General features: G+C 25.8%; 14 protein-coding genes and 2 pseudogenes. All 16 read right to left on the reverse strand.

Annotated features, from left to right (window positions below; all coding sequences use genetic code 11):
* Positions 1-113: 113 nt before the first annotated feature.
* The 16 genes and pseudogenes from GBZ86_RS01805 to pglX all read right to left on the reverse strand — a co-directional run bounded on the left by GBZ86_RS01805 (position 114) and on the right by pglX (position 24,330).
* The gene (locus GBZ86_RS01805) at positions 114-341 is read right to left on the reverse strand and encodes a dynamin family protein (protein WP_152887188.1); all 228 of its coding nucleotides are present in this window, start codon (positions 339-341) and stop codon (positions 114-116) included.
* A gap of 6 nt (positions 342-347) precedes the next feature.
* Positions 348-2,606, reverse strand: coding sequence for a dynamin family protein (locus tag GBZ86_RS01810; RefSeq protein WP_152887190.1), 2,259 nt, complete (start codon positions 2,604-2,606; stop codon positions 348-350).
* Positions 2,607-2,785: 179 nt separating this feature from the next.
* Complete coding sequence (gene greA / locus GBZ86_RS01815) at positions 2,786-3,253, reverse strand: transcription elongation factor GreA (RefSeq protein WP_152887191.1); 468 nt, start codon at positions 3,251-3,253, stop codon at positions 2,786-2,788.
* Positions 3,228-3,869, reverse strand: coding sequence for a deoxynucleoside kinase (locus GBZ86_RS01820; RefSeq protein WP_152887193.1), 642 nt, complete (start codon positions 3,867-3,869; stop codon positions 3,228-3,230). The genes greA and GBZ86_RS01820 overlap by 26 nt, the downstream gene beginning before the upstream one ends.
* 21 nt (positions 3,870-3,890) lie before the next feature.
* Positions 3,891-5,249 carry a B12-binding domain-containing radical SAM protein gene (locus GBZ86_RS01825; RefSeq protein ID WP_152887195.1) on the reverse strand — a complete coding sequence of 453 codons (1,359 nt, stop codon included), beginning with the start codon at positions 5,247-5,249 and terminating at the stop codon, positions 3,891-3,893.
* A gap of 326 nt (positions 5,250-5,575) precedes the next feature.
* The gene (gene brxL, locus GBZ86_RS01830; RefSeq protein WP_152887197.1) at positions 5,576-7,606 is read right to left on the reverse strand and encodes a protease Lon-related BREX system protein BrxL; all 2,031 of its coding nucleotides are present in this window, start codon (positions 7,604-7,606) and stop codon (positions 5,576-5,578) included.
* A 233-nt stretch (positions 7,607-7,839) separates the two neighbouring features.
* Entirely contained in the window at positions 7,840-10,407 is a 2,568-nt protein-coding gene (gene pglZ / locus GBZ86_RS01835) for a BREX-1 system phosphatase PglZ type A (RefSeq protein ID WP_152887200.1), read from the reverse strand.
* 90 nt (positions 10,408-10,497) lie between these two features.
* A complete protein-coding gene (locus GBZ86_RS01840) occupies positions 10,498-12,327 on the reverse strand; it encodes a phospholipase D-like domain-containing protein (RefSeq protein ID WP_152887202.1) in 1,830 nt (609 codons plus the stop codon).
* A gap of 17 nt (positions 12,328-12,344) precedes the next feature.
* On the reverse strand, positions 12,345-16,088 hold the full coding sequence (locus GBZ86_RS01845; RefSeq protein WP_152887204.1) for an AAA domain-containing protein: 3,744 nt from the start codon (positions 16,086-16,088) through the stop codon (positions 12,345-12,347).
* A 207-nt stretch (positions 16,089-16,295) separates the two neighbouring features.
* Positions 16,296-17,348 carry a ComEC/Rec2 family competence protein gene (locus tag GBZ86_RS01850; protein WP_152887206.1) on the reverse strand — a complete coding sequence of 351 codons (1,053 nt, stop codon included), beginning with the start codon at positions 17,346-17,348 and terminating at the stop codon, positions 16,296-16,298.
* Positions 17,332-17,517 (reverse strand): hypothetical protein, encoded by a 186-nt coding sequence (locus GBZ86_RS01855; protein ID WP_152887208.1) that lies wholly within the window; start codon positions 17,515-17,517, stop codon positions 17,332-17,334. Before GBZ86_RS01855 ends, GBZ86_RS01850 begins: the two co-directional genes overlap by 17 nt.
* Positions 17,501-18,337: a hypothetical protein gene (locus GBZ86_RS01860; RefSeq protein WP_152887209.1), complete on the reverse strand. Its 837-nt coding sequence runs from the start codon at positions 18,335-18,337 to the stop codon at positions 17,501-17,503. The genes GBZ86_RS01855 and GBZ86_RS01860 overlap by 17 nt, the downstream gene beginning before the upstream one ends.
* 187 nt (positions 18,338-18,524) lie before the next feature.
* Positions 18,525-19,577 (reverse strand): annotated as a pseudogene (locus GBZ86_RS01865) (BREX-1 system adenine-specific DNA-methyltransferase PglX); the annotation flags it as partial.
* Between the two features lie 207 nt (positions 19,578-19,784).
* The gene (locus tag GBZ86_RS01870) at positions 19,785-20,945 is read right to left on the reverse strand and encodes an RNA-guided endonuclease InsQ/TnpB family protein (RefSeq protein ID WP_327443622.1); all 1,161 of its coding nucleotides are present in this window, start codon (positions 20,943-20,945) and stop codon (positions 19,785-19,787) included.
* A 102-nt stretch (positions 20,946-21,047) separates the two neighbouring features.
* A pseudogene (locus GBZ86_RS18120) lies at positions 21,048-21,151 on the reverse strand (IS607 family transposase); the annotation flags it as partial.
* Between the two features lie 563 nt (positions 21,152-21,714).
* Positions 21,715-24,330, reverse strand: coding sequence for a BREX-1 system adenine-specific DNA-methyltransferase PglX (gene pglX, locus GBZ86_RS01875; protein ID WP_152887211.1), 2,616 nt, complete (start codon positions 24,328-24,330; stop codon positions 21,715-21,717).
* Positions 24,331-24,334: the final 4 nt, after the last annotated feature.

Here is a 24,334-nt window from a genome sequence, read left to right on the forward strand (position 1 = left end):
TCTTTTTCTTCTTTTAAGTACTTTCTATTTGATTTATTTTTTGTCATAGTTAAACTCTCCTTATTATTCTCTAAATTTGAGAATACCATTAATTTGTTTCTACGACAACTATCTTACCACCTAGGGAATATTTCATCTCCATAACCCATTAAAGCATTTAAAAAAGTACTTTTTCCATTACTAAAATGACCAAAGATAGCAATTGTAAATCTTTCTTTTTCAAAATTGTTAATTTTAGAAGTTAATATATTTTGTATTTGTTTTTCCGAAATATTATTTTTAACTTCATTTAAAACTTGTAAAATTACATTCTTTTTTTGTTTATATTTTTCATATCCCATATTAACTTACTCCTTCAATTCATCTCTAATATTATAAATTAAATCAAATAAAATATTATCATCAACTTTAAGAGTTTCTATTTTTTCTCTAATACTATTAATTTTAGTGTTTATGTGTTTTTCAAAATTTTGCAAAGAAATCTCTGTTTCTTTTTCTAAGATTAATTTTATTATATTTTCTTTTTTATTAATAATGTCAATAGCTTGATTTTCTATTGATTTACATCCATTATCATAATTTTTTGACAACCAATTATAAATCTCAAGTTTTTTACCATCTAAATATCTTTTTTTCTTATCATCTCTTTCCTTTTCTTCAAGTTTTTTGTATACGTTTATTTCTTCTTCAAGAGATTTAATATTATTTTTTAAACAATTAATATAATCTTTTTTTCTATTCAACTCTCTAATTTTTTTTTCATAGTTTTCTTTTTGGGTATATTTCTTATTTTGTTCTTTATCATACCACTCATATATATATATATTTTCTCTATCCCATAGTTCACATTTTGAATAATCTAGACCATCTGGAACTTTCTCTTCATACTCTTCTTTGAAAAACAACCATTTTTTCCTTGTTTTTGTTACATATTTATATGTTTGAGTAGGATTTGGTCTTACTCCTAGTGCATCTTTTTTATTTTTATAGTTTTTATCTAAGTTCTCTAAATTTGTTAATACCTCTTCAATATATTTGTTTAATTCCTTTATTTGAAACTCTATAAGATCTTCATCATTTGGATGAATACTATTTAATTCTTTCTGTATGCTGTTTAATTCTTCTTGTAATTTTAATATTTTTTTAGAGTTTTCTCCTGTAAATTCTTTATTGTTAACTAAAAAATTTATTTCTTCTTTTCTTAAATCAAAATTAAACTTTATTTTTGATCTTTCATTAAATATTCTCTTAAATTCTTTATTAAAATTTTCTGATAAACTTCTACTGATAAAACTATAATAATCACTTAATATATTTGTTATATCGTTTATTATTTCTTTTAAACTTACTTGAACTTCTTTATTTAAAGTATTAGTCTTTTCTTTTAAATTGCTAATATCTTGTCCAATACTACTTTCTATATTTTTTGCAAATTCTTTTTTCTTACTTTGTTTTAAGTCTACAAAGTCACTATGTAATTTTTCTTTTATATCTTCAGATAAATCTGTTAATTGTCTCCTTAAAGTATTTATAAATTTTCTTCTGCTCTTTAGAATTAATTCCTTTTGAATATTTAAATGATGAATACTTTCATCAAATGAACCTGCACTATTTTTATACTTGCTATTTATAATACTTTCAAACTCATTTACTAATATACTCATCTTTTCTTTTATATCTTCTAAGAAAGCTTTTTGCCTATTACTACTTTCTAAGAAATCAAATAAATACTTTTTAAAGGGTAAATAATTTGATCTTTTTATATATTCTTCTTTTGCTAAAATAGTTTTTACTTCTTTATCATTTGCTTCATAAATTTCTTGATAAAGCTCAACATCCTGCCCCCATAAATAATCTAAACTATCTAATGCAAAGATTTTATTATTTTTAAATCCATTACGCTCTAATTCAGTTTTTACCTCATCTATAACTTCATTAACTTTTTCTTCTGCATATTCTTTTGAATTACTTTCAAATATTTCTCCAATTCTATTAATTACAATAAAAACTTCTTTAGTATTTATTTTTCCAAAATCTTTGTTTCTTCCACAAATTAAATCTAATTCCGTTTTAGTTAATCCTTTTTTATTTATTACAATTATTGTTGCATTTGCTTCTTTTATAGCTTCTTTAGTGATATTTAATTGCTCTTTACTAATACCTTGAAGCCCGGGAGTATCTAAAAACATAACATCTTTATCTACACCTTTAAAAGGATATTTAACTACTATTTGTTTTAGTTTCTTTCCTTTATAATGTATATCTAAAAAATTTTTAAGTTTTAAATAAGATTGTTCTTCTGCTAAATCTACCTGTTTATAACTATTATCTTCAAAATAAATAAGTGCTTTTTTGCTTTCATTATTTTCAATAATTGTTATTGTTCCCGTTGCTTCATTAGAAGATGAATAAAGTATTCTTTTTCCTATTAAAGCATTTAAAAAAGTACTTTTCCCTACAGAAAATTCTCCAATTACTGCAACTTTAAAAATCTGTTCATTACACATTTCTTCTAATAATTCTATTTCTTCACTATATATACCACCTAGTGAATAACTCAAGTTTTTTAAATATTCAATTGATTTTTCTATATTTCCTTCATTCATAATAACTCAATCCTTATAAAATTCAATGCTTAAATTTATCTTATATTCAAATTATATCATTTAAATATATTTTTTTCCAATAACTTTAATATAATATACATATTTGTTATTAAATTCAAAAATAGTTTGTTAATCTCTTATTTGCTTAAGATTAACAAACTATTTTTTTACATTTTGTGCTAATTTATATCTAAGATTTTATATACTATTTGAGAATCACCTACTATTACCTCAATTATATCTCCAATTTTTTTATTTAAAAGTTTTTCACCTACTGGAGAATGATGTGATATTTTTCCCTCTAAAGGATTCGCTTGTACACTATCAACTATAAGAAACTCTTCTTCTTCTTCAAAACTTTCATTATATACTAATACTTTTTTCCCTATTGATACTTCTTTACTATTTAAATCAACTTCAATAATTTCACATTTATCTAAAGTATTTTTTATTTCTCTTATTCTAGCTTCAACTACAGCTTGTTTATCTCTTTCTGCTTCAAACTCAGCATTTTCTCTTAAATCACCATAGTCAGCAGCTACCTTTAAATTCTTAGCAATTTCTACTCTTACAGTGCTACTAAGATATTTTAATTCATCTTTTAATTTATTATAACTTTCTTTAGTTAATTTTATTGTATCCTTCATTTTTTATCTCCTCCCTAATAGTCTTTTTATATTCTTTTAAACATGCATTATAAACATCTTCTTTACTCATATTATCTGTATCAATAGAAATTATAGTAGTTTTTTCATCTTTATTTTGGATTAGCCAATTATAAAAATTCTTTTCCTTATCATAGTATTTTTTATTAACAACCTTGTCTAAATTCTTATCCTTAGTATTTTTACTATTAATTCTCTCATTACAAGTTTCATAAGAAGCTTTTAAAATAAATATTATATCTGGTACTGGCAAAAACTTTCTTCCATCTGAAAATATATTTAAAATTTTATTTTTATCCTTTTCATTTCTATCCCATATAACAGCTAAAGTAGACCAATAACTTCTATCTAAAACTACAACCTCTTCAGTAGATACTTCATCTAGCTTTCTTTTTGTTTCCATAGTTCCAGCAATAAAATGTAGAGCTGATGGATACCATTTAGCCTTCATTATAAATTTTTCTTTTAGTCCATTAGTTAAACTGTCTTCATCCACACCATAAATAAATCTAGCTCTTATTTTTTTAGCAAACTCATTACCTATAGTACTTTTGCCAACTCCATTATGACCTTCAAAAGCAATTATTTTTTTCACCATATAAAATCCTCCTTTTTTATTTTACTGAACTGGTTTTAATGATTCTTTTTGAAAAGGAGTAGTATAAATATATCTATCATTACGCTTGCTATTATCACTTGATATGTATCCTATATTTTCCAATGCAACAATGGTATCACCTACTAATTTTTTATACTGTTCATAATTTATATAATCATAACTAATATTGTCATCTAAATCTCCATAACAGAAACTTTTAAAATCTTTAGGATTCTTTATGTTTATTCCATACTTTTCTCTTTTATCATAATATTCTGTTCCTGGAAAAGGTATTAATTGATGTATAGAAATCTCATCTGGCATAGTTTCTACCATTAAATCAATTGATTTATACTGCTCCTGAAGCTCTCCCGGCAATCCATAAATCCAATTAGTTTTAATTCTTAATCCATTCCTTTTGGCAATTTTAATACCATTTTTTATATCATCTATGGATATTCCTTTACATACATTCTTTAAAATCTCTTCAGAACCTGTTTCAATGCCTACTTCTATTTTTTTGCATCCTGATTCAATTAATAATTTGCAAATCTTATCTGTAATCATATTAATCCTTAATTGAGCATTATATTTTATCTTTAAATTTTTATCTTTTAATAACTCATTAAATTTTTTCAACTTATTTAAATTTCCAAAAAAAACATCATCTGTAAAAAACATCTCTTTACTATCAAAATTTTTTACTAAATACTCTACTTCTTCTACTAAGCTTTCCACTGTTCTTATTCTATTTCTTAATGAAACATTAGTTAAATGATTATAATTGCAACAAAATTTACAACTAAAAGGACACCCTCTTGTTCCTGAAATAGAATGTGTCGTATACTTTTTCATATCAAATAAATTTCTATCTATTATAGGTAAGCTATTAACATTTATGTCTAACGGTTCATTTTCTTTATTATATATTTCACTTTCATGTTTATATGCTATATTAGGTACATCACTTAATTTTATACTTCCATTTAAATAGCTAACTAATTTTTGTACAGGAATTTCTCCCTCCCCTTTTATAACATAATCAAATCCATCATTTATACAATCAATAGGAAAAATAGAAGGATGTATCCCACCAGCAAATAACACACTGCTATTACCACTATTTTTTAATAAGTCTATTATTTCTATGGCAGTAGGATAAGTAGCAGTAAGAATTGAAAAACCTATTAAATCATACTTCTTACTTACTAACTCTTTAACTAATTCTAGGTTGTCCGTAAATTCCACATTTTGATCATAAATTTTAATATTATTGCCCATATTTTTTAATATAGTTCCTATATAACCAGCTCCTAAAGGATACTCTTTATATAAATTTTTCTTATTATAAGATCTAGGTACTACTAAAGCTATATTCATAATTAGCTCCTCTCATCTATAGTTTAAATTTTTTGCAACATAACTAATACATACCTATTATTTAAACCACTAATGAAAATTTTTTATCTCAAAAATACTTAATTACTTTTTAATAACAAAACCTTTTACTAAAATATATTTTTTAAATTTTATAGAAATATTTGTAATCAATGTTAAAATAATTTTAGTATTACAATTTTTATACTACCACTTTTGCTTTTATTGTCAATATCAATTGCAATTTTTTATATTAATTGGTTTTTATGTTTTAAAAACACAAAAATATGGGATATACATTGTACATCCCATTAAACTTATTCTTTATTTTAACTAACCCCCAAAGCCTTAAACACAGCATCCTCAGCACCACTGTAAAACATTATTTGAAATTTAGCAAATAGTTCTGGTGGCACTAGTGGTATATCTGCTGCATTTACCATTGGTAGTAATATTTTCTTTGCACCTGCATCAAAACATACTTGTAATGTACTAGCTAAATCCTCTACTTTATTTATGGTTCCACCAATACTTATGGAACCTAGTATTGCTAACTGACTTTGTACTGGTTTAATTAATGCTGCTGAAGCCATAGCAATTATAGCTGCTAATGATAATTGTGATGTCAATCCAACACCATTTATATCTTGTATATGCATTAAATAATCCTTTTGTGTTGTATTTATAGATGCACTTATATTTTTGCTATTAGCCTTAAAAAATCTAAATGCAGTATCTATGCTCTCCTTAGCTTCTCTATATGAACCAAGACCTGTTCTTTCAAACTTACCTGTTCCATTTACTACTTCAGTTTCTATTTTATAAACTCCAATCATTCCAGAATTTGCTGTACCTATTGTATATACATGACCTGATTTTGCTACTCCCTCTGGTATTAAAGAACCACTTCCTTGTTCTGGTATTGATATAAATTCTTCATTCATTGTTTCTATATCTATATAGGAAAAATGAACGTCATAAAATTCCATTCCCCCAATTTTCTTAAGCTGCTCTTTAACTCTTCTTCTGCCTACTAAAGCATATCTTAATATTTCTTCCACATCTTCTTTTAAAAATTCTCCATGAGGATATATAAGCTTAACTAAACCTGATACAGTTCTTCTTACAGCTATAACATCCCTTTGGTTTAAATTATTTCCAAATCTAAAATACTTATCTATAACATCACCAAAGGTAGTTTTTCTCATTTCTCTTAAATACTCTGCTAAATAATCTGTTATAAAACCAAAACTATCTGTAAAAAATTCTGGCCTCATTTTTGGAATTTCCCAACCTGGTAAATAATAATGCATCCTATCAAAGAAAGCTGAATCATATGCCATAGCCTCTGGAAATGGTTCAAATAAATGAGAAGTTTTTAAAAGCACATCCACACTTTGATTTATATTACCTACAAAAACCATTGAAGCTGAAGCCGCTTTTTCTTCCTTGCCTCTTGCAAAAGAACCTGATGCCATATAATCTTTCATTATTTGTATTCCATCTTTATCTTTAAAAGTTATACCAGCAACTTCATCAAAAGCAACCACATCCCACATACCTACTAATCCGATTTTTCTTTGAGACATATTGTAAAATAAATTTGCTACAGTAGTTTGTCCTCCTGAAACCAATATAGAATTTGGAGATATTTCTTTATATAAATGAGATTTACCTGTTCCCCTTGGTCCAAGTTCACACATGTTGTAATTATTTTCACATAAAGGAACCATTCTTAACAACAAATGCCATTTAACTTCATAGCTTAATTGAGTCGGCTCCATACCAATAGATCTTATTAAAATATCAATCCATTCTTCTTTATCAAAAGCTTTTCTACCTTCTATGATTTCACTCATATCCATACTAGGCATTTGAATAGGTGTTATACTATCAATTATAAATGGGTTAGCATCCTTAGCTGTTTCATCAAAGAAATACTGCAACTTAACTATACACCATATACCACCACCTAATAACTTTTCAAAGTCCTTAACATAGGATGAACTTATTTCTACCTTTTTTAATCCTAAATTAGAAAACTCAGCTTCATACACATCTTTCTTCTCATTTAGTTTAACTGTTAATTTATCTATAACAGTATACCTAGTCATCTCTCTAATTTTAGATTTAATTTTCTCAGCTTCATCTGGTCTAACAAAGTTATCTGCTAAAATATTCTTTACTCTTTCTACACCTTCATTTATACTATCTTCATCATCAGTGGCACAATACATACCTAAAAGATATTCAAGTACATATGTAGGAACATTAGCACCCTGCTTTAACTTTTGTGTTAAATCCTTTCTAACAACTCTTCCTGCAAAATTATCATTTAATTTTAAACTTAATTCGTCCATAAAATACTACTCCTACATTAATATATTAAATAAATATGTTACTTCTTAATTTATTATATTAATTATTATATCATAATCATTATTTATGTACTTTATGAAACTTACCTTTTAACTTATACATCTATTATTATTTAAATTCATAACAAAAAGACACCTTGTTAATAGGTGTCTTTTGCAAATAAAATTATTTTTAACTATAAAACTAAAATTTACAATAAAGTTTATTACAAACTTTAAAATCCAAAATCATCAACTATAGGAATATCAATACTATATCCTATTCTTTCATACAATCCTTCTGAATTAGCTTCATCCTGAATTACTAAGAAATATTTTTTATTCTTATCATACTTAATACTTTTAAGAACAAATTTTTCTCTATAAGATCTATCTGTTGGATTATCTGATTTTGAATCTGCTATTATGGTGCTTTCATCCGATATTCTATTACCAAATTCATCTTCAAAATAACACTTTACCCTTATTGGTAGTACCTTTTCTTGAATCTTTTCCTCTTGGAAAAATTCTAAGTGTATTATAGGATTTGTTACTTTTCTTGATATACTAGTTAATTTAACAGTAGTTTTTCTTACTTCATTTTTAGTTGACTTACTTCTATCATTTTTAAATTGAATTACAGGAATAACAACTTCTTGTGGCATTGCTCCACCATGAACATAATTGCTTCCTGCTCCTTGCACCTTAAACCTAATAGTTCCTCTTGGAGTTATTACATATTTGTGAGAATTATCTCCTAATATATAATCCATAGAAAACTTTAAAGTTCCTTCTATATATTCATCTTTATCAGTTAATATAAATCTTCTGCTATCTTCTCCATCTTCAAACTTCACACCAGAGATTTTATTACTTTCATCAAGACTTTCTCTCTTATATAAGAATCCATGATCTGCTGTTATAACCACATTAGAAGCACTAATATTAACAATAAGCATATTTATTGCAGTTAATATCTCCTCTATAGCCTTTTCACAAGCATTAAATACTCCTCTTTCAGAAGAAGCATGATCTCCAATGGCATCAATAGTATTATGATAAATATACACTATATCCTTACCAGCAAAGCTTTCCTTCATATCTGCTCTTTTCATATTTATTAATTCACTATAAGTAATAGCTAAGGAATCTTTTGAAGTATTTTTTAAAATCTTATCTCTATTATCTGTACCACTACTATTTACGCCATCTACCATAACATTATAACTAGAATCAATTTGAATATTTTTATGTGGTAGTAAAGAAGCCATTCCAAGCTTAGTATATGAAGGAAGTACACCCTGCATATACTTTAACTCACCTACTCCCTTCCACTTATTCTTACTTTGATTATTTAATAAAGTATTAAGTTCCTCTGCACATTCATATCTTAAAGCATCAGATATAATTACAAATACTCTTTCCTTTTGATTATACTTATACTTAATAAATTCATTATAAAAACTGTCTTGGTGACTAACACCATTAATTCTCCAACTTGAAGAATTCTCTTCATTAAGAGCATTACTCCACTTTATCGATAATTCTGATAAATACCAGTTAGTATAAGTATTTTCTATTTTCTCTCTTAAGGATGATAATATATCCTTATTTTCACATCTATCATTATATAAATAGAACTTTCTATATGCCTTATCAAAGAAGTAATACTCTTTAACGTAAGCATTTATCATATTATAAGAAATATCTTCTTTTATATATGCAACTTCCTTCTTTTCTTTTAAAAATTTAATCGCCCATACTAAAGCTTTATAATAATCTCTATACTTGCTATAAAAATGTAGAGTTCTTCTCTTAGATATTATATTAATATACTTATCAAACTCTTCTACATCATTATTAACAAGATTTATTAATCTACTTAAAATTATGTCATCTACCTGCTCAAATATATCACAATTAATAAAAGCATCCACATCATGCTTTTCTAGTAATTCATGCACCTTAATTTTATGTGCAATTAAATTAGCCATTTTATCATAATATACTGTTTCCTTAGAATGATTCATAAAATGATTTACAAATACTAAACAATTAGTAACCTTTGAGGATATATACTTACTATAATCCTTTGGTAAATCAAACTTAATTGAATCATTCATAGCAGTAATTAGCATAGTAGCCATAAGCTTTCCAATACTAAAATCTTCAAATCTATAACCATAATACTTTTGTACTAAATCATATAATACATTAATATCTCCAAATTTACTTATATCATCTAATAACTTATTCTTATAGTCTAAGTATTCTATAATTAATGCCTTTAAAATTTCTTCAATATCTAATACCTTTACCTTAGTTAAAGAAGCTAAAATAGCTAAATGTACCTTTTCCTCAGTATAATCCTCTACATTTAAATTCTTAAAGGCTGCCAATCTATCCTTGTTTCTAAAAAATACAACGTACTGCTTAAATACCTCTTTTAAAGCTTCATCTGTAATTCCAAGCTCTCTCATAATAACTGTTATTCTATCAGTAGAAAACTCTTGACTATAACAATATATATCATATAAATAATCTTCTTGTACTAATGGCTTTGCCATATTAGCATATATTAATATATTAGATTGTAAATCTTCTTTTTCTATATAATACTTTGTATGAAAATAATTATTTTTAGTAAGCTTTAATAGCTTAACATCCTCTAAATCTAAAGTATCTATATCATCAATAAAATCCCCTTCACCATCATACCAAAACACTATATGCCTATTCTTTCCCTCACCCTTAGGCTTATTAAAAACGTCATTAAGAAATACTCTTATTTCATTTAGGTTCATAAATACACCTCATTAATTTCAATATAAAAAATCCATAAATAATTATAACAATTATTTTATGGATTTTCATTACTTATATAGTAGCATACTTTATTTAAATTTAATTAATCCTTTTATATTTTTATATTTTTTAATAGGATTATTTTTTTCATTCACTAAATTATTTTTAACAAAAATATCTCTATAATTTAACATCATGTTATTATACAAATTAGCTCTATTATTTTTCTTAAAATCATTTAATATCATAAATACTTCTTCTACATGTTTGTTGTTACTAAGTAATATTTTCATTATTTCAACAAGTACTTTCTCTGAATTATTATACCAGCATACAAGCATTATATTAAATAACTTATCATATTTATCATTGCCCTTCTCCGCCATAGTATAATTAATTATTTTTTCTAAATATTCAAAAGCCTCTTCTCCTAATAGCTGTAAGTTCAATAGAGATTTTACATTATTTAAATAATCTTTGCTATTAAATATTTCTTTTAATTTCTTTAGTATAATTTCTTCCCAATACAATTTAGAATTTTTTACTGACGCTTTATCATTTACTATATATACAGATTCTCCTCTTGGCAGATAATCTCCTCTATAAGATAACCAGTTAAAGGAACCTGCTAAATGTATTTTCTCATCTACAATAATTTCTTTAGTATGATGATTTCCAATCCAATAAACAAAAACACCAGATAATCCATTTTCATCTTTAATATTTCTTAAGGTATTTAATAAATTCTCACTTGGTTTTCTATCTTCGTTACTATAGTCTTTAGAAATTCCCCATACAATATAAATTACTCCATCTTTCTTTACTATATTTTTAAAGGTATTTATCATTTCTTTATCCACAACCTGTTCAGTAATCCAAGGTGAAGCAATAAACATATATTTCTTAACACTTTTTAGACAATTATTAAACTCTTGCTTAATATCTTTCCCTCTAACCATTCTTATAGTATTTTTTGTACTCATTGTTAACTTTTTATTATTAGCTTTTTTATTTTCTTGTATTTCTTTTGCTTCTTTTATCTCTTTAATATATTCAATTTCTATCTTTTTAATATTTTCGTTTGGTATAGGTTTACTATTATCTTCTTCTAATTTTTCATCAAAATCTTCTTTATTCAAAGGTTTATTAACTTTTATATAATTGGCTATAATTTCATTATATGCATTAGTTTGTCTATCCCAAACTCTACAATATAATTTATCATCAATGATATTATATATCCACATTTCAATATATCTATTATAAAATATATTATCAGAAGTAAAATCTTCTACTTCTCGTATTTCACTTACAACTTGATTTATACTTTTTTTCTCTGCTATTATCTTTTGAGATTTTGCTATTTTTATTATTTTATCTTTTATATTCTTATCACTTAAAATATCTCTACTAGATTCTTCAATATTTTTTCCCAGCTCTAATATAGGTATATCCTCACTAATTTTTTCTAATATCATATTATCATAAAAAATCTTAAATTCAGGTTGTATATAAGCTTGCACATTTATAGCCTTATCTTTCATTAACATTTTTTTTGCTTTAAAAAACTTTAATCCTTCTTCTGTTAATTGAAAGTTAGGTAATTTATTTTTATCAAAAATACCAAAATGTATTAATTGCTTTATATATTCATGCACAAAAATCTTATCTAACTCTAATAAATCTGCAATAAAATCACTGCTTATATTTTCATCAAAATTTGCTAATACCACTTTTATTATAAATTCTTCTATTATATTTAAATTTTTATCCTTTGTTATTTCCAATTCAAAGTTATATTTTTTAATAGGTAATTTAAATTCTTTTAACTTTAAAACCTGTAATCCTAACTCTTTTTTCTCTATATTACTCTTTATACCTTCTAACTCTTCCGAATAACTGTTACTTACATTAAACATTTTAAAACCTCTCAATACTAATTAAAAACTTCTCTTGCATCTATAACACCATTATAAGAATTTACAACTCTTAAAACATTACTATAACTATCTCTTGCATTTTTAACATTATTCTTCTCACAAAATAATTCACTACATCCTACAACTACTAATAAGCTTTGTGCTCTAGATAAAGCCACATTTATACGCTTTGGATCTCTTGCAAACCCAATTTGTCTATTATTATTATTTCTAACAAAGCTAACTATAACAATCTCTCTTTCAATTCCTTGGAATCTATCTACAGTACCTACTCTTAATTTTATATTTTTAAACTTATTTTTATTTATTAATTCATTTTGAAGTAACTTAGACTGTGCACCATAAAAAGTTATTACTGCAACCTCTTTCTTTTTACCATTTATTTTGCAATCTTTATTTATATCTGAAATTATTTTTTCTATAACCTCAATTTCAGTTAAGTTATAATAACTATTATTATTCTTTTCTTCAAAGAATTCTCTACTTAAAGGAATGTCTACCCATAATAATTTTTTATTTTGATTTATATATCTAGTATTTATTCCATGATTTTTTGTAATATCTTCATTTTCAACACCACAAATTAATCCATTAGAATTATTATCTCTATAAAATTGATTTATTGTATTCATAATGGAACTATGCATTCTATATTGAATATCAAGCATAACCTTTCTATTAAAATCCATAGTTAGATATAACTCTTCAAATAAACTTTTCTTCATGTACTCAATATTACACTCTTCATCAAGGGCAATTTCTTGTTCAAGTTCTTCCGTAAAAAAATCATTGGTTGTTGTAGGCTTATCTTTTTGCATTAATTCCTGTAATTCTTCAAAGGTTTCATTTCCAATCATAGGTGGTAGCTGCTTATGATCTCCTACCAATACTATGTTTTTTCCTTTTAACATTGGAAGTATTAACTCTGGTGGAGTAGCCTTACTTACCTCATCCACAATAACAGTATCAAAATTAGGATATTCCTCTGTAAACTTTCTATTTCCTGACTGAACACAGGTTATTCCAATAACATTAGCATTTTTTATATATAAATCTTTTAACTCTTGCTTTCCTGTATATTTCCCCTCTTCAATTCTGCCTGTCCATTCACTTAATATTTTTACATATTTATCCAATAAAGTTATTTCAGTTTTTATTATATTATAATAATATTTATGTTTATCACTAAGGTTCCTTACCATATCAAAATCTACATACTTACCTAAATTTAAGTTAACATAACTATTAAACTCATCTATTTCACACTTTACTTCTTTTATATCTTTCTTTAAATTTTCTAATCTTATCCTTATTCCTTTAGTGTTATCTAATGGCTCTAATATTTCTTTCTTAAAAAAATCTATGCTAATATTTTTTAAATTAATAAATTCAAAAATATTTAATTTTTCAGAAATATTATCAAAATTTTCTTCAACTATAATATATCTAGTTTCATATTTTCTTTTTATATTATTGATTGAATCTTTAAAATTATTTTCTTCCTTAACAATATCCTTATTAAATTTAATGAAGCATTCATTTAAAGTTTTTTTAATTATTTTTATTTTATTAAGTAATTCTTCTGTTTTATAAAAACACTGAAAAAACCCCTTTTTCCATTCTTTGTCAAACCCTAACATTCTTGCTATAAAATTAGGCTTGTTATTAACTACATTATTAAAATTTCTAAAAAATTCATTTAATTCTTCAGTGCTTATATGACTGTCTTTTGATGAAAAAATATTAGACTCTATGGTTAAATTAAATTCTTTAGCTATTTCTTTTATTTTTACATGATAAAACTTAATTTTTTCCTCATACTTATTATAAACTTCAATTATTCTCTCACCTTCAATTATTTTGTTTTTTATATCTTTTACTTTTTTTATAGGTGTAGATGATATATTTTCTCCTAATTTTATATTAAAATACTCTATTTCTTGCTGAAAATCCTTTTTATAAAACACTTTACTCAAATCATCTACTAATTCAATATTTCTTTTTAATTCATTCTTAACATCAACAATATTAAGCTTTTCTTTTAATAACATCCTTAATAAATTTAACTTTTTTAATATATCATCTAATGCTGATATATTAGCAACTTTTTTTCCTTTTTCAAACTCATTAGTAATATTAAAGATTATTTCATCTATATATTCATTACTATAATTATAATTTTTATCATTAATTATATACTTTATAATATTAAAATTTTGTTCTATACTATTTAATGATTTTTTATTTGGTGAGTTTTCAGTAATATACCTTAACTCTTTAAGTAAAACTGCTTCTTGTGAAAGTTTATTTTCATATTGAACATAGGCTCTTTCTATTTCAATAGATTTTTCATTTATATACTTTAATACTTTTAACCGTTCCTTTTTCACTTGTAGTTTTTCTAAGCAAGATTTAGCAGTTTTACTCAGCCAAGTATTAACCACATTTGATTCTGTATAAACTTCGCCCTCTTTTTCCACCCTAGATAAATTTCCTTGTCTTAATGCCCTTATATTAGAATTATGAACTAATCTACTTAAAGCATTATCTACTGCTAAATTAGATTGTGATGCAATTAAAGTTTTTTTACCTCTAATAGCATTTTGATAGCAAATCTCTGCTATAACTGTAGTTTTCCCCGTACCTGGAGGCCCTTGAATTAAAAAAATATCATTAGTATTTAACACACCTTCCACTGCCATTCTTTGCTTTTTATTTAATGTTTTTAACAATAAATCATTATCATTTATAGCTATACTTTTACATCTAGTACTCTCTAAATATGAAGGATTAAATAACATAATATCTAAATCTTGATTATATGCTCCTCCAAATTTTAATTGCTTCAAGCCTCTCCTTAAGCTTTTAGCTTGCGCTAAATCACCTAACTTTGATATTCTTAAATATGCTTTACTTGGAAATGCTAACTTTGCTTGTTGAGCTAACTCTTGAAACTCTGGATATAACTCTATTTTTATTGATTTTCTACTATAATTTATTTTCTCTATAGTACCAATACAATCTTCTACTAAGATTACTTCATCAGAATCCTCTTCCATAGTTTTATAAAATAATATTACTCTTTCACTTCTATACTTTTTTAACTTCTCAACTTCTTCCTTTGAAAAATCATCAAAAAGAAAAGTACAGTATGTTAAATTCTCTCCCTGATTATATCCCTTATATTTTATTTCTAATTGAGTTTTAGCGGCATTATTTTCTATTATCTCTAAATAAGAATCCCAATCCTTAATATTTTTATCTACCTTCCTATACAACTCTTGAGTATTAGGCATTTCCTTTATTTCATTAATAATATCATTAGGAATAGCTGAAGCTCTAATACTGTTAAAATAATTAAATGTTATTCTTGCACCTATACCTTTATTAGAATCTCTTCCTATATCAGTACCCAATAAGTTTAATTTTATTATTAAAAAAGTATTTTTATTTACATTAACTCCCTCAATTAAAATAGTTCTATTACTTAACTTTTTTATCAACTCTTTATTTAAATCATTTGTACTATCAGTAGCTAATATAAGCTTAACTCTAGTATCTTCTTCATTTTGTCTAGTTGCATTTTGTAAGTAAAACTCATAATATTTATCTGATTCAAAAATATTTCTAAATAAAATATTTTTACTAACTTTATTTATTTTAGTATTATTATCTAATAATGCACTAATTTGACTGTCTGCTAACTTAGTAAATCTAACCCCTAAATTTAACTCTCTCATAAATCTGTCCTTTCATTTAAAATATAGTAATATTATACCAATTATTTCCTATATTTTAAATCACACACTTAACGTTATAATTAATTTTAAAAAACTATAAAGGATTAATCTTAAAATCAACCCTTTATAGCTTTCATATTTTTTATTAAATTAAATCTTATATCCAAATTTAATGTGTTGTTTAAAGTATCATTAACAACTAAATTTTTAGAATACTTCTCCAGCATCAGCAAAAAAACTTATTACTTCACTTTTAGAATCTTTGTTATAATTTAAAACTGATTTAATTATAGGATATCTATACATCACTACTCCATATCCTTCTTTTTCTATTTTATTAGTTCTAAATACTCTTCCTTTTTTCTTATATAAATTCAAAATTTTTTCTCTTGGTAAATTGCCTTTTTTATAATTAGTTGTAATTGCATATTCAAATTTTAATCCATCATCATATTCATTAGAAATTAATTTATCTGCGTTTTTAGAACCATGATGAGGAATCTTTAATATGGTATTTCTAGAAAATATTCTATTTAACTTTGCTGGTTTCATTTTTAATATTGTATCGTTATCTAAATCTCCTGTTAAACATATTCTTATGTCTTCCGAATTTAATTTTATAACAATTTCTAATCCAACTGAAAACAAATTATTCTTTTTGTTAGAACCATTATACCAATTTTCATCAATTACTTTTTCTCCAAACTCATCGCTATCTGTACATTTAACCAAATTTCTTATAAAATCTTTATTTAATCCCTTAACAACTTTACTAATAGGAGCAAAAGTATTCATTATAAAATCATACTCATTATTTTTATTGGTAAATTTAAAGTTGTATATTTGAGTATGCTCATTTGCACTTATAAAATTTTCTACGTCATCAATCATATTATATATATTTCTATATTCATCATGTTGATAACTTGAAGGATCATTAAATAAATCTCTTAATTCTTTACTTCCTAATCCTTCAGGAACTATTATTGCAGTATCCTCATAAAAAAATTCTTTTAATTCATATAATCCATAAGTATGATCCCAGTCTACATGAGTCCAACAGATAAAGTCTATTGGAATATCTAATTCCTTAATTATTCTTTTAGTTTCAAATCTATCTCCAACTTTAAAGCAATCTATTACCCCTAAAAATTTATCTCCAACAGAAAAAATTATGCTTTCTCCTTGACTTTCATATCCAATAACATAAAGAGTTATGAAATCATTTTCCGTAATTTCTACGTTATCTTTTTCTATCATTTCCTCCAACTCTCACTCTCTCTATGCTATAAATATTTCTTCTATTTTTTCCTCTTAACATAAGTTTATCTTTATTAACTATTTCTTCAACGTATTCAGAATCTTCAATATCTTCTTCATAACAATTAACTTCTTTAATATACTTTAAATATTTATTCATTAAATTCATAATCACCTATTCTCCTTTGCTTCGTTATAATTTCCATTCCTTTTTCAGTAAAAGACTCTAAAAATAATTTTTTAGTTACTTCATTAATTTTAATTAATTCAACATTTATATCTTCTATAGGATTTTTTACTTTTCTATCATATACATCATATTCTAAATATATTTTATAAAAAACTAAATTCTCTACTTTTTCTCTTTTAATTCTTTTTTGTACTCTATCTATTTTTCTAAAAAAGTTTACACTTTTACCATTATACTCAAAATTTTGTACCATTGAAGAACCTGCTCTTGGTACACTCCAATTTTGCTTTGCTCCAAATATATTTTGCTGTATTATCTGTGATTTAAAAACCTTTGACATACTATCTAAACTTTCAAAATAATCTTCATCCACTTTTTTTACGCCTATACGTCTTATATAAACATCATTATTTAATAGAATTTTTAAAATTTCATTTACTCTATTTAAATGACTTTGTTCATAACTACTATAATTATTTCTATCTACTTTTTGTATTATTCTAAGAAAAAATTGATTTATTTCTATAATATAATCTAAATTCTCATCAAAAAATGAATAACATAAACAATTTCTTACATATTCAATAGGTAAATCTCTTAATGTAGTTGGATCATTAAGCTCAAAATCTTCATCCTCTTCTAACTTCCTTGTAAAAGACGTTGTTAATCCTTCAGCAAAACAAATTGATTTGATTTTCTTTAACATTTCAGTATTAACTTCATACAAATCATCATAATCAATTCTTGTTATTATATTTTTCAACATATTTCCTACTAATTTTCTATCTATAATATTCATAAAAGCACCTACTTTTCTTTTTAAAAAAATTTATATTTTTAAACTATGATACATCATCTTATTTTTAACACTTTCTTTATAAATTTATCTTATACATAAATCTAATATTATTCAATTATTTTATATGTATTTACTATTTATATTAAATATAAAAATTAGATGAGGCAAAACACCTCATCTAAAAAAACTATATCTTAGCCAATAAATCCTTCTTAACAACCTTACCATTATCCCCTGGTATCTCTACACCTTGGAATAATGCATAATTATGTTTAACTCCATCATCTAAATCAATAGAAATCTTCTCATTAGCAACGTGAGCTACCACTTGATCATAAGCTCTACATTCCTCTATTTGCTTCTTAATTCTATCAATTTTCTTTTTATAAGCTGTTTTATCTCTAGCTGATAAACTATCTGAATCCATAGATTGCTCTATTGTATTAATGGTAGCTTCATACTTTCTTTGTAACATATGAAGATAATCCGTTCTTACCTTAGCCACAGTAGATTCATTATATCTATGCATATAAACTAATGCTTTAAATCCATCATTCTTTCCTGAATCAAATAACCAATAAATAGGTCTCTTTTGATAAACCTTTAAATGATCCTTATAGAAATCCTTAAGGAAGTATCTTCTAATAGTTTGTCTTGAAGTTTCATTAGCTTTTTTACCTAAGCTTTCTGCAATAAAGTCTAAGTTTTCCTCAAGAGTCTGCTCTCCATAAACCTTCTTAACAAACTCTATAAATCTTGCAACAATATCATCCTCAAAATACTCATCTTCAGTAATTGGAATAACATTATCCCTATCAGGTAAGAAAGTAGCATCCACCCATGAATCACTTACTATATTACCCTCTTCATCCTTCTCTATTTTTTTAACCTTACTATTATCTAAATCCCATTTATCATTAAACTCTCCACCTGCATAAATAAGACCCTGTGCATCAATAGAATACCTACCAAACATACAACCAACAGCATAAGAAATAAATGACTTAATATCTCTTTCCCTATCTGCTTTTCTAATGGTAATATCCTTATCCTCCACCTCTGGAGTTAGTTCATCCTGTAATCCATAAATATCAATAAATATTCTATTTAACTCTTCCTCATTATGCTTTAACTGAGCAAAAGCTTCTTCACAATCTGTTTCCCATGTACTAAATATTGAATTTATTTTAGAGGATTCTCCTCTATCTAATAACTTTAATAATGGATGGGTTTTAAAATCCGATACGAAAAATATATACATTTCTATTTAAATGTAGACATTTATACTGTGATACTGCTTATATCCCAAGACTTTCGCATTGTATCTTCCTGCTTCAACGAATCTGATTTTGTAGTGATAAATCACATACTACTTTCATTTGGTACAACTCTCAACAGGCTTAAATTTCCCAGTATCGTTGGGTACATATTCAGAACTTAGTTTAAGTTAAGCACTCTGAATTGAATAATTTGCTAAATTAATTGCTGCGTTTAAATCTCTATCAGACTTAAAACCACAAGAACATTTATAGATTCTATCTTTAAGTTTTAAATCTTTTTTGATAGTTCCACAACAAGAACATTTTTTTGATGACGGAAACCACTTATCTGCTTCTACAAATTCTATTCCATATTTTTTACACTTATATTGAATTTGTCTTTTAAATTCATATAAGCATTGCTCCGAAATTACTTTTGATAAATGTTTATTCTTCATCATTCCTTTGATATTAAGAGTTTCCATTACTATTTTAGAAGGCTTGGTTTTCACTATCTCACTTGTACATTGATGCAAATGGTTTACTCTTATATCAGTAAGTTTCTTATATAAATTACGAATTACTTTATTTTGTTTTTGGATATTCTTCATGTCCTTTAAAGGTGTTTTGTAAATTGGCTTTCTATTTTTTTCATAGTGAGAAATATTATCTTCAATTTTACGACTTAGTTTACGTTTCTCTCTTTTTAGTATGCATTTAAGTTGTTTTACTCTTTTACTTTTATTTATATTTTTTTTAAACGCTCCATCCGAACACACTGCCAAAGAATAAATACCAACATCTATTCCTAAACTTTTATCAGTTAATTCAATAGGATTAACTTCAACATTATATCCAATTGATAAAAACCAACTTTTGCCGTCAAATGATATTCTAGGATTAGAATATTTTTCACCTTTTTTCAGTTTAGGTAGTGCTTCATAAGTTCTTATAAAGCCTATCTTTTCACCTCTAAAACCACCCTTAACTTTTTTAAAACTTTCATAATTCACATAAAAACTAGGTTTACTTTTTCTTCTGCTTTTAAATTTTGGTTTGTCAGAAATTCCTTTAAACCATCTATCTCTAGCTAGATTTCCATCCTTTACTCCTTGCTTCATAACATTACTTCCTACTTCTTTTAACCATATATGTGAAGTCTTTTTTAACACATTATTTATATGTTTTCTAACATCACTCTCTTTAATGGTTTTTGAATATTTTCTGTAATATCTTTCACTTTCTGATAGGAAATAATTATATGCCCATCTAGCTACTCCAGCAGATTTCCAAAATAAAACTTCTTGTTCTTTTGTGGGCTTTAATTTTATTTTAGTTGCTGTTATCACCTTTTCTCACCTCGTCTATAAGCTTTTTAGTTTTCTTAGACTCTCAACTATTTATTTTATCAATTAATTTAGTTCCTTCTTATTATGTGTGATTTCACTACAAGATATGTGAGTAGGTATCAATTCATCTTTTTTTTCATTCTTCTTAACGTAACAAAATTTACGCAGACTTTTTTAGCAAATTTTCCAACGGACATTAAATCCATACATACCGACTCTTTCAAATTACTATATTTTATATATAATATTCTGAAAGATATTTATCAACATCTTTTATATTTATATATATTTTTCTTGTTCACTATAAGCCGCAACACCTATAGCAGTCTTTCTCTTCCGAGTAGACCTCTTATGCTTTCACATAAGCGCAGACTATTTCTTCATCTCATACATATAAAGATGCGGTATTTTTCTTCCACCATTAGCTTGTGGCTTTACTCTCCCTCAAGGAGATAGTCGTTGAAGGTCTCCCATATCTTACGACTTAGGGATTTCCCTGCTAAACACCCATTATTACAGTACTTAACGCCCAACGTTTTCTATGTGTCACGTTAATCCTATCATAGAACCTAATTGGATTTTTTTCAGTTTATACCATCCTTACTATTTTTTCTGCTTTCGCACCATTACGCTTACCATTTCTAGTTTCGCTTTGGTTGTAAGGCTTTAGGGGTTCAAAGCAATTAACACCGAGTCTGCACCTCTCACGAGATACAGAGGGTATTCTGTTTTTAAATCTATACTTCTATACATATTTGTATATTTTTGTTTAAATTTGTTGCAACAATTTAGTTACCCATGAAGTTTCAAAGGAATCCCAATCATTTTTTGAAACATTAATATTTTTATATACAAGTGAATCAATATCTTTACTACTTTTAATTAATATTGGAATTGAACTAATTGGCCCAGCACTATAATTTAATGTAGGACTTACTACATTTATCATTTTTTGTATTACTTTCGTATTTAAAATTCCAACTAAATAGTTCATCATTTCTTTATTAGGATATAATGATGATCCTGCTGTATTAGAAATTGCTCCTTGATTGCTAAATCTAAATCCAATATTGCCAGATGACAATGAACTCCATGTAATCGCATCATTAAAATAATACTTTTCACTTCTTAAATTTGCTGTAGAATTTCTTAATTCAAAACCATTATTTTCCCAATTAATAACATATTCATTATTTCCATACCAACGTCTAAATGTTCCACCTTTGTCATGAGGTGCCCATTTTTTATTAGCACAAGTAAAATCTTGCGATTTTTTAAAACCATTTCCGAATTTATTATAATTAATTTCTTGCCATAACCTTAAATACTTATCATTATTTCCAGTATCCAATCCTTTTTTTACTGGAAATAAATCACCTAATCTTTGCTCTTTGTAAAATATATCTAAAACTCTATTGCTTATCCAATATGCAATGGATATATTTGGAATTTTAGTAAAATTACCCTTTTTAGCTATATATTTATTTTCTTTATTTAAAAATGAAAGTTCTTTTGCTTTTTGATTATTGTAATCTACAAGTCTTAAATATGTTGCCATATAATTTTTGATATTACTATTTCTCAAAATCCATGTTGTTGTTTGTACTACTTCTCCACCTATCTCTTCAAAAGCTCGTGCACCTAAATGTGCCATATTTACAAAGTCCTTAACTACAAGTTTTTTTCTCAATTTTTCATAACTACTTAAAAACATAAATGCATGTTGTGTAATCATAGATTGAAATCCATTTATTTTTATTAGATTACTACATTTTTCAATAAAAATAGCAAATAAATCACTTTTAGCATCAGGATAAATTTCTTGAACATATTTTAAAAGCTTTAAACCAATCCCTTTTGCTCCCATATAAGGAGGATTAGTCACACAAACCTCATACTTTTTACTCATTACCTCAGCCTGTTTAATCAAATTAGGAACTTTATCTAAAAGCACCTTTCTATAATCACCAAACATAAAGTTATAATCATCTTCTATTTCTCTTAATCTTTGTTTTAATGCTTCAAAATTTACTTTTTCAACTTCTAGTATGGAACCATATTCCTTTGCATCTGTAAATGTAGTTGTTAGATATTCTAAGTCTTTTCTTAACTCTTCATTATTTAATCCTGTTTGTAGGCTACAGAAGTAGTCTATGGTTTCTTTGTTTATTCCATTACTTTCTTGTATTGAACAAAGGTTTAGTTCTATATTTTCTCTTTCTATTTCTCTAAATAGTCTTCTATTATAATGTCTTGCTTTCATTATTAGAGCAAAGCTTGCTAATTGTGCTGCTCTATCATCTATATCTAATCCATAAAGGTTGTTTTGTAGTATCTTTCTTGGTATTTCTCTTTCTGAGTATCCTGCACTTTTGTATATTTCATAAAGTACATCAAAGGCATACACAAGTATATGACCTGAGCCCATACAAGGGTCTAATACTTTTATATCCTCTGGAGTTAGTTTGCTATGTTCTTCTCTTATTTTCTTTAATTCTTCTTCTACCTCTGGCTCTTGCTGTGCTTCTTCTAGGTAGTATTTCCATTCTTTTTGTAATTCTTCATTAGGATGCCCTTCTAGCCATAGTCTTCCTAAGGAGTTTTCTACCATATATTTAACTATCCATTTAGGTGTAAATAATTGAGTAGCTGCTGGTATGTTTTCCTTTGTTATTTTTACATTTTTCTTTAAGGCTGCAAATACTTCATCCTTTTTTTCACTTATATAATATTGATACATCCATCCAATGATTTCAACTTCTTCTTTCCAATCCTCTTCAGCTATATCCTCTACCATTTTTCTTATTACAGAATCTGCTTCTAATAGGTTATCTGGTAATAATAATTCTGTGTAGTCACTTATTTTTTCAAACATTTGTGGTATTATATTACCTAGTTCATTACATTGTTTTATTAATATATACTTATATAATTCTGTAATTGAATCTTTATCTCCCTTATCTTGAAGCTCATAAACATATTGAAGATTTAAATTTAAATCCTCTGCTATTTCACTAACTCTACTTAAAACATCAGGCTCTGACTTACCTTCCTCAGAGGATAAAATCCTAACCCCTGTTGGTAAGTAATCATTAACCTCCATAAATCTTAAGCCCATAAATCTATTAAACCAAGTATAAGCAACTTCCTCTAAAACTTGTTTATAGCCTTTTTCTTTTATAAGTCTAACTAAGGTATCTCTATGAGAAGGGTCTATATTAAATAAATCCTCCCTACCAACAACCTTAAATCCACCTTGTAATCTTTCTATATCAAGTACAGTACCATCTTTATTTATTCCAATCTTAGCAGCTCTATCACCAACTGCACCAATCAAAGCCTTTCTAGCCCAGATTGCATAGGATTTTATCTTACTCTTATCCATAATG

Origin of the sequence: Clostridium tarantellae, from assembly GCF_009295725.1 — a bacterium.
GTDB lineage: Bacteria > Bacillota > Clostridia > Clostridiales > Clostridiaceae > Sarcina > Sarcina tarantellae.

Excerpts from the sequence above, each read along its gene's own strand:
- GBZ86_RS01840 (WP_152887202.1), bottom strand. The coding sequence starts at position 12,327 with ATGTTTAATGTAAGTAACAGTTATTCGGAAGAGTTAGAAGGTATAAAG.
- GBZ86_RS01810 (WP_152887190.1), bottom strand. The coding sequence starts at position 2,606 with ATGAATGAAGGAAATATAGAAAAATCAATTGAATATTTAAAAAACTTG.
- pglX (WP_152887211.1), bottom strand. The coding sequence starts at position 24,330 with ATGGATAAGAGTAAGATAAAATCCTATGCAATCTGGGCTAGAAAGGCT.
- pglZ (WP_152887200.1), bottom strand. The coding sequence starts at position 10,407 with ATGAACCTAAATGAAATAAGAGTATTTCTTAATGACGTTTTTAATAAG.
- GBZ86_RS01850 (WP_152887206.1), bottom strand. The coding sequence starts at position 17,348 with ATGATAGAAAAAGATAACGTAGAAATTACGGAAAATGATTTCATAACT.
- GBZ86_RS01855 (WP_152887208.1), bottom strand. The coding sequence starts at position 17,517 with ATGAATTTAATGAATAAATATTTAAAGTATATTAAAGAAGTTAATTGT.
- GBZ86_RS01825 (WP_152887195.1), bottom strand. The coding sequence starts at position 5,249 with ATGAATATAGCTTTAGTAGTACCTAGATCTTATAATAAGAAAAATTTA.
- brxL (WP_152887197.1), bottom strand. The coding sequence starts at position 7,606 with ATGGACGAATTAAGTTTAAAATTAAATGATAATTTTGCAGGAAGAGTT.
- GBZ86_RS01845 (WP_152887204.1), bottom strand. The coding sequence starts at position 16,088 with ATGAGAGAGTTAAATTTAGGGGTTAGATTTACTAAGTTAGCAGACAGT.
- GBZ86_RS01860 (WP_152887209.1), bottom strand. The coding sequence starts at position 18,337 with ATGAATATTATAGATAGAAAATTAGTAGGAAATATGTTGAAAAATATA.
- GBZ86_RS01820 (WP_152887193.1), bottom strand. The coding sequence starts at position 3,869 with ATGGTGAAAAAAATAATTGCTTTTGAAGGTCATAATGGAGTTGGCAAA.
- GBZ86_RS01805 (WP_152887188.1), bottom strand. The coding sequence starts at position 341 with ATGGGATATGAAAAATATAAACAAAAAAAGAATGTAATTTTACAAGTT.
- greA (WP_152887191.1), bottom strand. The coding sequence starts at position 3,253 with ATGAAGGATACAATAAAATTAACTAAAGAAAGTTATAATAAATTAAAA.